The following is a 10818-nucleotide window of genomic DNA, read 5'->3' on the forward strand; positions in this document are numbered from 1 at the left end:
ACTCGTTGATGTGCCCAACTAAACAGGAAACAGCGAATATTTGCTTGCTCTAACGGCTTTGTCGGCATAATTTCTTCGTCGCGGGATACCGAAGTGGGACCCGCGCCAACCAGAGCACGTAGAGTAAAAGCACTATGGAGCACGTACATAACAGTTGGATGGATCTGGCCTTAGCACAGGCCCGAGCCGCGTTGGAGACCGATGATGTACCTATCGGCGCCATCATCATCTCCCCCGAAGGCAAGCTACTCTCCACCGGCCGCAACGAACGCGAAGCGGGCGCGGATCCCACGGCGCACGCCGAGGTCCTGGCCATCCGGAATGCGGTGAAGGCGCTGCAGGCAGAAGGCAATGCCGACGGGTGGCGACTAGAGGACTGCACCCTCGTAGTCACTTTAGAACCCTGCGCAATGTGTGCCGGGGCAATTGTGCTTGCACGCATCCCCCGTTTGGTCTTCGGAGCCTGGGATGAGAAGGCCGGGGCATGCGGTTCCGTCTTTGACATCGTCAGAGAACCACGGCTGAACCACTGGGTTGAGGTCTATCCTCGGGTGAAAGAAGAAGAATGCGCACAGCTACTGCGCGATTTTTTCCGTTCCAAACGCATCTAATCGCAACCAACAATGTGTTTCGAACCACTAACTGCGCATTGGAGCCCTTTCGTTTTGGAGTTCTCTAAAGGTTCGTTATAGAGTTATCAGGTCTGGTGACGTGTCCGAGCGGCCGAAGGTGCAACACTCGAAATGTTGTGTACGGTAACCCCGTACCGTGGGTTCAAATCCCACCGTCACCGCCACTAAGAAATACCCCGGTTCCCTTTAGAAATTAAGGGAGCCGGGGTATTTTTTCGTTCAAGACCACTCAGAGAATCCGCTGGAAGACCTAGACGCTGAAGTCTCGCTTCGATGACCAGAGAAGACACCGAAGCGAAATGCTCCACCGGTACTTAATCGATCTGGTGCTCGTGAATCTCAGTCTCAAGATTGGTGCCGTTGATTTCAAGATAAATCTGCCCTTCGGTGACCGAGACCGACAGGGTATTGCGCCGAGTCCGCTCCTTGGCAGCAGAGTCAATGAATCGCGGGTCAAAGGAACGAACCACAATGTCCTGCGCTTGGTAGATCGTTTTACCCTTCCACGAGGCCAACAACTTTGCTGGTTCGCGGTGGGTATATACGGCTGTCCGGTTAGCTTTTTTACTTCCCAAATGCAGACGAGCGGCATCCGGTGCACCGACCTCAATCCAAGCCAGAATATCCCCGGTCAGATCCTTGATCATCACCGCTGGTTCTTCTCCGGTAGAGACTCCACCTGCGGAGAAGGTGATGCCCTCTTCAAACTCCAGGGCGTACGCCAGAACACGGGTGATCAGATAGGCGTCGGTTTCCGAGGGGTGCTGTGCCACCCGCAATGAAAGCTCCTCGTAAACACCGCGATCCACATCAGCCAGTTGGACTTCGAAAGTTTGTATTGTCGCGCCGATAGCCATAGTTCACGAGTTTACCGTGGGCGCGCAGCACCTCTTTACGCCCCCAAAGGCTGGCGTCCACAAGTTCTCACTGAAGAGATGCGCCGCAAGGACAAGGGACACGACAAAAGGAAGCGGCTAAAACAGCCCTCAAGGACTCAAAAGATGTCGTTTAACCTCGTGAACAAAATACCTAGTGGGCAACTGGCAAATTCCCGTTCAACCCGCGTAGCCAATCAAGAAGGAGCTCCACGGAGTCAGGCATGTACCGCGCGGGGTCTCGGGTGATATCTGTAATCAGTTCATTCTGAGCTACCCAGGATCCACAGGCGACTTCCTCGGCCTGCAGGATCAATGGTCCCTGGGCGATGGTCCAATATAAGAAGGCCCGATAGGTGGTGTTGGCGTCGCAATAATTCGCTTCGCCCAATCCCACCAGCTTGCTGTCGACTCCCAGCTCTTCCTTGGCTTCGCGCCGCGACGACTCATCAGGGCCTTCGCCCACCGCAATCACCCCGCCAGCGGTGAAATCATACAGCCCCGGATATACGTCCTTGGTCGGGGTGCGCTGGTGAACGAAGATATTCCCGTCGGCGTTGAACACCACAATTGAGGTGGCACCATGGCGCAGATTCTCCGCCCGAACTTGCGAACGCGGGGCTTGACCAACAACTTGGCCGTGCTCATTAAACAGTGCGACTTGTTCTTCCATGCCTACATTCCACCGCGGCAGGCAACACAACGCAATCTGCCGGTAAAGACCTGACGGGCAAAAAATGGCTCAGCTGAGTTTTTCGGGGTTTTCATCCGCCCAGCGATGAGCACGTGAGACGAGCTGCTCCGAGAGCCCCGCAAGACCTCCCTTGCCGCTTCCCACAGCCAGGCCAAGCAGGAAGGTGCTCAACGGCGCCGCAGGGCGTGCTACCTCATGTGCTACATGCTTAGCAGCATCGAGCACAGTGGCGATATCTACGTCACCGGAATCCAGGCCCAATTCCTTGGCTGCGGCTTCCAGCCATTCGTTCAATGCTTCGGGTGGCAGATGCTGTGCCATGCGTGTCCTTTCATCGTGGCGGGCGCTTTCCAACGCCTGCGGGGTATCAATATCACTGCTGGTTTCATCATCCACCGCCACCTGTGCCAGGCGAAGCTGATTTAGGGCTCGGCGCACCGGTGCGTTGACCAGTTTCTCGCCTAATCCTTCACAGACCGAGGCCAAGGCGGAAGTCCGGTAGATTCCGGCCAACCATTGGGTATGACCTTGCCCATCAACCAATAACAGACCCTCGGCGTCCCGCCGGTCAAAGTTGTTCGTCAAGGCCGCTGCTACGGCGGCCGGACGTTGCAGGTCGCAGGCCAGGACCATAGTCCATTCGTTGGCACCGTCTGCCGCCAGTTGCCGCAATCCTGCGGCGATGCCGGCCAAGGGGCCGGCGAACGGAGGATCTTCGCGCACCACGGCATCGGCCTTCGTTCCGCTGGATTTCGGACCCACTACGATTACGCGGCTAGCTCCTGCCCTGCGGGTGGCTGCTACTGCACGGTCAACGAGCCGCTGTCCATGCAATTCCAGCTCGGCTTTGCCGCTCCCGCCCAAACGTCTGCCCCGGCCACCGGCGAGCACGAGCGCATCAAATTCAGGAAGGTCGATGGCACTCATGGGAGCAACCGCAGCACGTCGACTTCATCCCCGGGATTAACCTGTGTGGTGCCAGCTGGAACCAGCGCATAACCTTCGGCCGCGCCGAAGCCGCCTACCGAATGGGAGATGCTCTGCGCCTGCACCGCGGGGGCGCAGCGCAACACCACACCGTGCTCGAAGACCACCGGGATCACCTGCATCCGTCCGGCGGCGCCTTTCCAGCCGACTGCGGCGATGGCTCGCAAGGTTGGGCGCAATACCTCGCGGTGGCCCTGCATGGCGCGCAGGGCCGGCCGCACGAACAGCTCGAAGCTGACCGCGGCGCTCACCGGATTACCCGGTAGGGCGAAGATCATTGCGCCGGCGGCCAGCCGACCGGCGCATTGAGGCTGGCCGGGGCGCAGCTTCACTCGGGTCGCCTGCACATCGGGCTCGGTATCCAGCACCTGGCGCATCACATCGTAAGCACCAGGTCCCACTCCGCCGGTACTCAGCACCGCATCATGGGTGGCACCTAGAATTTTCAGTTGCTCACGCACCGCTTCGGTATCATCCACGCAGTGCACCACGGTGTCCGCTTGAATTCCGGATTCGGCAAGAAGCCCGGCCATCAGCAAGGAATTTGTTTCCGGGATCTGCCCGCGCGACAGCTGATCCCCGGGTGTACGCAGTTCTGCCCCGGTGATCAGTACCGCAACCTTGGGCATGGTGCGCACCATCAACGAGCTGGCACCGGCCGCAGCCAATGCCGATAGCCGGGCAGCGGTGAGTTCCTCACCGGCCTGGGCGACCAGGTCCCCGGCCGCCTTGTCCTCCCCGCGCCGGCGCACATCCTTGCCCGCAGCCACCGGCACGTTGACCTGCACCGTGCCCGCATCCCAACCCGCGACGAGCCCTGAGGTATCCTCGATGCGCACCACGGCGTCGGCGCCGGAAGGCAGCGGAGCGCCGGTCATGATCTTCACGCACTGGCCAGGGGTCAATGCCGGGTCCCATCCGCTTCCGGCCGGTACCTCACCGATGACCTCCAAGACCACCGGCGCAGCAGCCGCATCAGCCGAACGCACCGCATAGCCGTCCATGGCCGAGTTATCCCACAACGGCAGCGGATGCGCGGCGCTCACGTCTGCGGCCAGCACCGCCCGGTGCAGGTCGGCGAAGCCTCCGGCCACGTCGATGATGCGCGGCGGCAGAGGAGTCACCAAACTGAGCAGCCGCTCGCGGTGCTCTTCGAGTTCTATGGGGTCGCTGCGGTGGGGCATCAGTGGTCTTTCTCGATGGCCAAGGGGTGCGCGGGCAGGGTGGCTACCACGGCACGGACAAAGCGGCTTGCGGGGTCGGCGAAAACTTCAGCGACGGTTCCCCATTGAATAATGAGACCGCGTTCGAGCACCAGCAGATCATCGGCGAGCGCCAGGGTATCCGCGGCCGAATGCGAGACCACGATGGCGCTGGTGGCGGTGCGTTTCAGTTCTTCGCGCACCAAAGCGCGCATGTCCATGGCCGCCTCGACATCCAGTGAGGCGAAGGGCTCGTCGATGAGCAGGATCTTCGGTTTGGCGGCCAGCGCACGCGCTAAGGCGATGCGTTGGCGTTGGCCTCCGGAGAGGGTTCCGGGCCGGTGCGTGGCTATTTCTTGAAGTCCCAGCCGTTTAATCCACTCGCCGGCGGCAGCCTTGGCCTCGGACTTATCCATTCCCCCCGCACGCGCCCCAAAAGCGATGTTCTTCAGCGCATCCAGATGCGGGAACAGGTGCGGGTCCTGTCCCAGCAGGCCAACTTCGCGCAGGTGCGGTGGACGGTGTGCCACGGCATCGGCGAGGACATTTCCGGAGAGTTCAATGCTCCCGGCAGTGATTTCCTGAATCCCCGCAATGGCATGGACTATCGTGGACTTGCCCGATCCGCTCGGGCCCATGATCGCCAGCGTGCGGCCGGCGGGAACCTCGAATTTAACGTCCACGTCGAATCCGGTGCGCGGCACGCGCAGCTGGACCTTGAGCGTCATTTCAGCGCCCCCGGACGCCAGGCACGCACCAGCAGCAGTACCACCACTGCGGTGGCCAGCAAGAGCAGAGACAGCGCGACAGCCGAGTCGCGCCCGGTGCCGGCGCCATTAAAAGCGGTGTAGATGGCCAGCGGCATCGTCTGGGTGACACCGGGCGCATTGCCGGCAAACAGTGCGGTCGCACCGAACTCGCCAATGGCCCGGGCAAAGCACAAGATAATACCGGCGACCAAGCCCGGTGCGGCCAGCGGCAGGGTGATGCGGGTGAGCACCATCCAGCGTCCGGCACCCAAGGTGGCGGCGGCCTGCTCATAGCCGCTGCCAGCTGCGCGCAGCGAGCCTTCTACGGAGAGCACGAGGAATGGCAGTGCAACAAAGCTTTGGGCAATGACCACCGCGGCTGTGGAAAAGGGCAGGGTGATCCCCCACAGTGAATCGATCACCTGGCCGATAGGGCTGGTGCGCCCGAATAGGAAGAGCAGCGCAACACCGCCAACCATCGGCGGAAGCACCAACGGCACCGCGATCAGCGCTCGCAGCAGCTGAGCGACGCGGGTCGAGCTGCGGGCCATCAGCACCGCCAGCGGCACACCGAGCAAGACGCACAGCGCGGTGGCGGCCACCCCGGTGCGCAAGCTCAGCCAAAGCGCGGACAGTGCCACCTCGCTGGTGGCATCGGTGATGAGTGTGGACCAGCTGGCGCGGCCCACCAAGGCCAGCAGCGGCAGCACCAGGAGCGCCACACCTAACAACGCCGGGGCGATGGCAAACCCGGGAACTCGCACCCCGGTATCGCTAGCCACGTGCCTGACCTGTGCCGAAGCCGTGCTCGGCCATGATCGCTTGGCCGCGCTCGCCGACCACAAAGTCGACGAATGCCTGCGCTCCGGGGTTCTCGCCCAGCGTGGTAATCGGGTAGCTGTTGACGATGTCTTCTGCCCCCTGTGGCACTATCGCTGCGACTCTTTGATCATGCCCCACGTCGGTGGCGTAGACCAGTCCCGCATCTGCCTCACCCGCCGCTACCTTCTGCAGCACAGCAGTAACATTCTGTTCCTGGCTGGCCGGGGTGATCTCCACGCTGCTGGCCTTGAGTAATCGTTGAGAAGCCGCTCCGCAAGGCACCTGTGGAGCGCACAGTACGGTGGTGGCGTCCGCGAGGTCAGCTAGGGAGTCAATGTGAGCCGGATTATCTTGCGGCACCGCGATTACCAGGGTGTTACTGGCGAAGATCACCGGTTCATTGCCGAGGCCGCTCGTCGTCACCTCAGACATATTTCGTTCGTCAGCCGAGGCAAAGACATCCACGTCTGCGCCTTCCAGGATTTGTGTGGCCAGCGTCGACGAACCGTCATAGCTGATGCTGGTGATCTGCACGTCCGGGTGTTCTGCAGTGAATTCTTCAGAGATCTGCTCGAAGGCTCCCTGCAGGGAGGCCGCTGCGGCGATGGTGATGGAATCCCTGGCTGCATTGTTGCTCGCCGAACAGCCGGTTAGGGCCAGCGAGGTCGCGGTGACGAGCACCGCGCATCGGAGGGCCAACGGCCTACGTACATGCATGAATTCTCCAGAAATTGTGCTTTGAGCCCATGCTACAACCGTCCTGCAGCCTCCTTGCTTATTTTACGTGCTGATTTGCGCTTTCAGACGACTCCCTATCGTCTAAGCCCCCAACCGGGTTAAGCTGGGAAGTATGAAATCTCCATTAGCAGGGGACATCCTTGATGCCCGTTCACGCCCCCTGCATGACTTGCGGATTTCGGTGACGGATCGGTGCAATTTCCGGTGCGTGTACTGCATGCCCAAGGAAATTTTTGGCCGTGACTTCCAATTCCGTGAGCGCTCAGAGCTACTGAGCTTCGAGGAAATTGAACGTCTGGCCCGGGTGTCGGTGTCCCTTGGCGTCACTAAGCTGCGCCTGACCGGTGGCGAACCACTTCTGCGCCGCGGCATCGTGGATCTGGTGGCGATGCTCTCCAAGCTGCGCACCCCGGAGGGTCAGAGCGTTGATCTAGCGATGACTACTAATGGTTCAGCCTTGCCGGTGCTCGCACCCGCCCTGAAAGAAGCCGGGCTTAACCGTGTCACCATCTCCTTGGACTCGCTGGATGATGAAAAGTTCAAGGCCATTAATGATGTTAAATTCCCCGTGTCCAAGGTGCTGGAAGCTATTGAGGTGGCTCGCGATGTCGGTCTGGGACCGGTAAAGATCAACACCGTCATCAAACGCGGCGTCAATGACAGCGAGATCCTTTCCCTAGCCGAGCATTTCCGCGGCACCGGGAACATCCTGCGCTTCATTGAATTCATGGATGTCGGCACCACCAATGGCTGGAAGCTCGACGAGGTACTCCCCTCTGCTGAAGTGGTCTCCATGATCAACAACCGGTGGGCATTGGAACCGGTCACCAAGACCGAACCGGGCGAGACAGCAAACCGCTGGCGCTATGCCGACGGAGCCGGTGAAATCGGCGTAATTTCCAGTGTCACCAATGCCTTCTGCGGCAATTGCTCGCGGGCTCGGGTCTCGGCCGAAGGCCAGCTGTACACCTGCCTGTTCGCCGGCTCAGGATATGATCTGCGCCAGCTGATGCGTGACGGAATCAGCGACGAAGACTTGGCCAAGGCGCTAACCGGCCACTGGCGCAAACGCGATGACAATTACTCGGAACTGCGCGCCGCACTGACACCGGGCAATCGCAAGCGTATCGAAATGTCCTACATCGGTGGCTAGAGGTTTTTGTTGGCCTTAAAACGTCGCGCTGCACTTAGGGCTTCTGCTGCGACGATCTCGTAATTTACCCGTCCCTGGGATAACGGGATCGAATCTACTCCATACTTTCCGTAGGCGAAGCCGACTATTTCACTTGGGTCGTTGAGTCCTAAAACGTTGATTAAATGCCCTAAATCAAGAATGTCTGTGTCACGTTCAGCTGCCAGCTACATGTCGGTCAATGTTGGTAGATCTGCCAACTTGATGTGGGCAAGAACCGGATCTGGAGCAGCTGTCCAGCCGGCATTGTCGGGAATAAACGCAGCTGCGCTCGAGTTCAGCCATTTTTTAGGCAGTCCAAACTCCTGGGCCATTGCGTCGATGATTTCTTCCACTTCAGCTTGAGGCGAATAGCAGGCGTCAGTATCTTCCGTAGCACGATCAATTAGACCGTGAAGAAGCAGTGCTGAGCCCCCGACGATTCTAATATTCAAAGTGAGTTCACGTTCACCCGTGCGCCTGTCGAGTTCTACTAGCAACTCATCCACTTGGAATCTTCTTATCCCTGCTCCGCTCATGTTGTTCCTAAGCTCCGTTCACCTATCCAAACGTTCAGCTCTTGAAGTTCGCTAGGAGTTTCAGAGCGGATAACCTCCTTCATCTTCTCCCCTGCCGGATACAACTTTTCCAATAGGAAAACGGGCTCCGCCGGCCGCGTGATGTCTGCGGCCCACCGCGGGATTGGAGTCTGAGTTTTATTCGCAATCCACCGAGTTAGTGCGGCCAGCGCCACCTGATACTGAGCGTCTTCTATGGCCGGCGACTTATCCAAAAGTGGATGGCCCTGTTCTATGGACTCCGCTGAATACTCGCTCACAAGGCGTAGAGCATATTCGTAGTCCTGTGCATGGAGAGCCTGTTGGAAGTCGCGCGCTATCTCAGCACCCCGGTCGCGTACGATGCGCCGTCCGGGCTCCTCAAAACCAAGCGTCTCTAGGACTTTGAGAACCAACCCAAGAGCCACCGTCTCTTTTCCAGATTCCAGGTCAACGATGAACTTGCGCGAAACACCCACCGAACTGGCCAACGCAGCTTGAGTCAGACCGAGAGCACCGCGTTGGGTGCGGATCTTGCCTGCCAAGCTGGCGGCTGTGAACGATGGGCTTTTCATATTCCCACCATGTCACCGTGCGGTGACCTGATCGATAGATTGAGATGATGTCACATCCCGTGCTAGCCCATCGACTTCTGCCCATCCAATGATTCGCGGATGATGTCCGCATGCCCTGAATGCTGGGTGGTTTCGGAGATGATGTGCAGCAAAGTGCGGCGTACCGACCAGTGGGTATCGACGAACCACGGAGCTGAAGGCAGCTCATGCACGGTGTCCAGGTCCACCTCCGCCAGTAGGGCATCGGTGCGCTCGGCAGTCTGCGCATAGTTTCCCAGGAGCGCAGCCAGGGTTTCGCCGGATTGCATGTGGAACTCATCGTGGAAGGCTTCGATGGCTTCGGGTGGCATCTGGCTGAAATCCGCTCCATCCCAGGCCATGGCAGCGCGGCCCTTGACGATGAATCCCTGCCACTGCTTTTCCACGGCATTTACATGCTTGATCAAACCGCCAAGGGTCAGCTCGCTGGACGTGGTGCGCTGCGCTGCCTGTTCGTCGCTCAACCCTTGGACAGTGAACCGCAGGAAATGCCTGGCGTTGGCCAGCGACTGGAACAGGTCGGCGCGTTCGCCACGCAGGGTGGTGTTGGTGATGGCCATGGTGCTCATAATTGCCTCCTGGCATAAGCTGCAGCCGGTATTTCCAACTGGTAATACCCAGAATATGAGTAATAGGTGCCAGTTTCTGTCCTAAATCAAGGCAGACTTATTGCATGAGTACCAGCACCAGATTTTTGCGTTTGCTCTCCCTGCTGCAGACCCATCGCTACTGGTCCGGAGACGAGCTTGCCGAACGCCTGAATGTCAGCTTGCGCACCGTGCGCCGAGACATCGACCGGCTGCGCGATCTAGGATATCCGGTGCAGGCTGATCGTGGCGTGGGCGGTGGCTATCAGTTGGCATCCGGCACCGCGCTTCCACCGTTGGTGCTTGACGACGAGGAAGCCGTGGCACTAGTAGTCGCATTGCAGTCCACCATTCATGGCGGATCTTCCACGCTAGCCGAGGCCGCGTTGCGGGCAATGGGAAAAATTGTGCCTGTGCTTCCAGCCAGGTTGCATCAGCGCGCGCAAGCGCTGGCCACGAGCACCGTACCGCTCAATTCCCAGTCCTCCGTACCTGATCCAGTGGATCCAGGGGTACTTGTGGCGTTTGCCCAGGCTTGCCGCGACCATGAACGAATCGCCTTCGATTACCTTGATGCCAAAGGTAGCGCGAGCTCTCGCAGGGCAGAACCGGTCCAGCTGGTGAACGTGGGCAATCGCTACTACCTGGTGGCTTTTGATCTGGACCGCGATGATTGGCGTAGCTTCCGCGTGGACCGCGCACAGAACCCCTCGCCCAGGGCGTTGCGTTTCACGCCCCGCCAAGTGCCAGGTGGCGATGCCGCGGGATTCGTACGCGCGGGGTTGCGCGGGAGCGGACAACTAGAGGTAAGCGCACGGATTCACTCCAGTGCACAGAAACTAGAGCCGCTCATCGGTCGTTGGTTTCAGATCCAGCAGATCGATGAGGAAAGTTGCCTCGTGCGCACCGAGAATATGGATCTGCGCTGGGTGGCGTTCGGCCTTGCGATGAGTGAGTCGAGGGTCAGCGAGGTGCAGCCGAAGGAATTGCGTGAACTGCTGAACTCGTGGTCAAAGAATTTGGTGCAGGGTTCCAAACAGTAACGGTGGAATGCCGTGCTCAAAGTTGTTGAAGATGAGCAGATCCGCCATTCGCGGATCAACAAGCCCTCGCCCTGTTGTGTCTAGCGATTTCGGTGCGCAACTACCTTCACCCCTCGTAGATTGAGCGCCGATATTGTAGATTATGTC

At 59.4% G+C, this 10818-nt stretch carries 13 protein-coding genes and 1 tRNA gene; 4 read left to right on the top strand and 10 right to left on the bottom strand.

Annotated elements, in window-relative coordinates; genetic code table 11:
• Positions 1–134: 134 nt before the first annotated feature.
• Positions 135–611: a tRNA adenosine(34) deaminase TadA gene (gene tadA, locus VJ369_RS06295; protein WP_324091238.1), complete on the top strand. Its 477-nt coding sequence runs from the start codon at positions 135–137 to the stop codon at positions 609–611.
• A gap of 94 nt (positions 612–705) precedes the next feature.
• Positions 706–796, top strand: a tRNA-Ser gene (locus VJ369_RS06300).
• A 150-nt stretch (positions 797–946) separates the two neighbouring features.
• Here VJ369_RS06300 and VJ369_RS06305 read toward each other — a convergent pair.
• The 7 genes from VJ369_RS06305 to modA form a co-directional block, all read right to left on the bottom strand.
• Positions 947–1489 (bottom strand): YaeQ family protein, encoded by a 543-nt coding sequence (locus VJ369_RS06305; protein WP_324091239.1) that lies wholly within the window; start codon positions 1487–1489, stop codon positions 947–949.
• 172 nt (positions 1490–1661) lie between these two features.
• A complete protein-coding gene (locus VJ369_RS06310) occupies positions 1662–2180 on the bottom strand; it encodes an NUDIX hydrolase (RefSeq protein ID WP_324091240.1) in 519 nt (172 codons plus the stop codon).
• Between the two features lie 69 nt (positions 2181–2249).
• Positions 2250–3128 (bottom strand): NTP transferase domain-containing protein, encoded by an 879-nt coding sequence (locus VJ369_RS06315; RefSeq protein WP_324091241.1) that lies wholly within the window; start codon positions 3126–3128, stop codon positions 2250–2252.
• A complete protein-coding gene (glp, locus tag VJ369_RS06320) occupies positions 3125–4372 on the bottom strand; it encodes a gephyrin-like molybdotransferase Glp (RefSeq protein WP_324091242.1) in 1248 nt (415 codons plus the stop codon). The genes VJ369_RS06315 and glp overlap by 4 nt, the downstream gene beginning before the upstream one ends.
• A complete protein-coding gene (locus tag VJ369_RS06325) occupies positions 4372–5118 on the bottom strand; it encodes an ATP-binding cassette domain-containing protein (protein ID WP_324091243.1) in 747 nt (248 codons plus the stop codon). The genes glp and VJ369_RS06325 overlap by 1 nt, the downstream gene beginning before the upstream one ends.
• The gene (locus tag VJ369_RS06330) at positions 5115–5921 is read right to left on the bottom strand and encodes an ABC transporter permease (protein ID WP_324091244.1); all 807 of its coding nucleotides are present in this window, start codon (positions 5919–5921) and stop codon (positions 5115–5117) included. The genes VJ369_RS06325 and VJ369_RS06330 overlap by 4 nt, the downstream gene beginning before the upstream one ends.
• On the bottom strand, positions 5914–6678 hold the full coding sequence (modA, locus tag VJ369_RS06335; protein ID WP_324091245.1) for a molybdate ABC transporter substrate-binding protein: 765 nt from the start codon (positions 6676–6678) through the stop codon (positions 5914–5916). The genes VJ369_RS06330 and modA overlap by 8 nt, the downstream gene beginning before the upstream one ends.
• Positions 6679–6811: 133 nt before the next feature.
• Here modA and moaA point away from each other — a divergent pair, with 133 nt between their 5' ends.
• Positions 6812–7852 (top strand): GTP 3',8-cyclase MoaA, encoded by a 1041-nt coding sequence (moaA, locus tag VJ369_RS06340; protein WP_324091246.1) that lies wholly within the window; start codon positions 6812–6814, stop codon positions 7850–7852.
• Positions 7853–8058: 206 nt separating this feature from the next.
• Here moaA and VJ369_RS06345 read toward each other — a convergent pair whose 3' ends face one another.
• The 3 genes from VJ369_RS06345 to VJ369_RS06355 all read right to left on the bottom strand — a co-directional run bounded on the left by VJ369_RS06345 (position 8059) and on the right by VJ369_RS06355 (position 9610).
• Positions 8059–8409: a DUF6036 family nucleotidyltransferase gene (locus tag VJ369_RS06345; RefSeq protein ID WP_324091247.1), complete on the bottom strand. Its 351-nt coding sequence runs from the start codon at positions 8407–8409 to the stop codon at positions 8059–8061.
• Positions 8406–9002: a helix-turn-helix domain-containing protein gene (locus VJ369_RS06350; protein ID WP_324091248.1), complete on the bottom strand. Its 597-nt coding sequence runs from the start codon at positions 9000–9002 to the stop codon at positions 8406–8408. Before VJ369_RS06350 ends, VJ369_RS06345 begins: the two co-directional genes overlap by 4 nt.
• A gap of 62 nt (positions 9003–9064) precedes the next feature.
• Positions 9065–9610, bottom strand: coding sequence for a DinB family protein (locus VJ369_RS06355; RefSeq protein WP_324091249.1), 546 nt, complete (start codon positions 9608–9610; stop codon positions 9065–9067).
• A gap of 104 nt (positions 9611–9714) precedes the next feature.
• On the opposite strand from VJ369_RS06355, the gene VJ369_RS06360 reads away from it, so the two are divergent.
• Positions 9715–10671 (top strand): YafY family protein, encoded by a 957-nt coding sequence (locus VJ369_RS06360; protein ID WP_324091250.1) that lies wholly within the window; start codon positions 9715–9717, stop codon positions 10669–10671.
• Positions 10672–10818: the final 147 nt, after the last annotated feature.

This window comes from Glutamicibacter sp. (assembly GCF_035257265.1).
GTDB lineage: Bacteria > Actinomycetota > Actinomycetes > Actinomycetales > Micrococcaceae > Glutamicibacter.

What these genes read in the sequence shown, in the direction of transcription:
- VJ369_RS06325 (WP_324091243.1), bottom strand. Translation starts at nt 5,118, where the DNA reads ATGACGCTCAAGGTCCAGCTGCGCGTGCCGCGCACCGGATTCGACGTG.
- VJ369_RS06355 (WP_324091249.1), bottom strand. Translation starts at nt 9,610, where the DNA reads ATGAGCACCATGGCCATCACCAACACCACCCTGCGTGGCGAACGCGCC.
- VJ369_RS06310 (WP_324091240.1), bottom strand. Translation starts at nt 2,180, where the DNA reads ATGGAAGAACAAGTCGCACTGTTTAATGAGCACGGCCAAGTTGTTGGT.
- modA (WP_324091245.1), bottom strand. Translation starts at nt 6,678, where the DNA reads ATGCATGTACGTAGGCCGTTGGCCCTCCGATGCGCGGTGCTCGTCACC.
- VJ369_RS06305 (WP_324091239.1), bottom strand. Translation starts at nt 1,489, where the DNA reads ATGGCTATCGGCGCGACAATACAAACTTTCGAAGTCCAACTGGCTGAT.
- moaA (WP_324091246.1), top strand. Translation starts at nt 6,812, where the DNA reads ATGAAATCTCCATTAGCAGGGGACATCCTTGATGCCCGTTCACGCCCC.
- VJ369_RS06350 (WP_324091248.1), bottom strand. Translation starts at nt 9,002, where the DNA reads ATGAAAAGCCCATCGTTCACAGCCGCCAGCTTGGCAGGCAAGATCCGC.
- VJ369_RS06315 (WP_324091241.1), bottom strand. Translation starts at nt 3,128, where the DNA reads ATGAGTGCCATCGACCTTCCTGAATTTGATGCGCTCGTGCTCGCCGGT.
- tadA (WP_324091238.1), top strand. Translation starts at nt 135, where the DNA reads ATGGAGCACGTACATAACAGTTGGATGGATCTGGCCTTAGCACAGGCC.
- glp (WP_324091242.1), bottom strand. Translation starts at nt 4,372, where the DNA reads ATGCCCCACCGCAGCGACCCCATAGAACTCGAAGAGCACCGCGAGCGG.
- VJ369_RS06360 (WP_324091250.1), top strand. Translation starts at nt 9,715, where the DNA reads ATGAGTACCAGCACCAGATTTTTGCGTTTGCTCTCCCTGCTGCAGACC.
- VJ369_RS06345 (WP_324091247.1), bottom strand. Translation starts at nt 8,409, where the DNA reads ATGAGCGGAGCAGGGATAAGAAGATTCCAAGTGGATGAGTTGCTAGTA.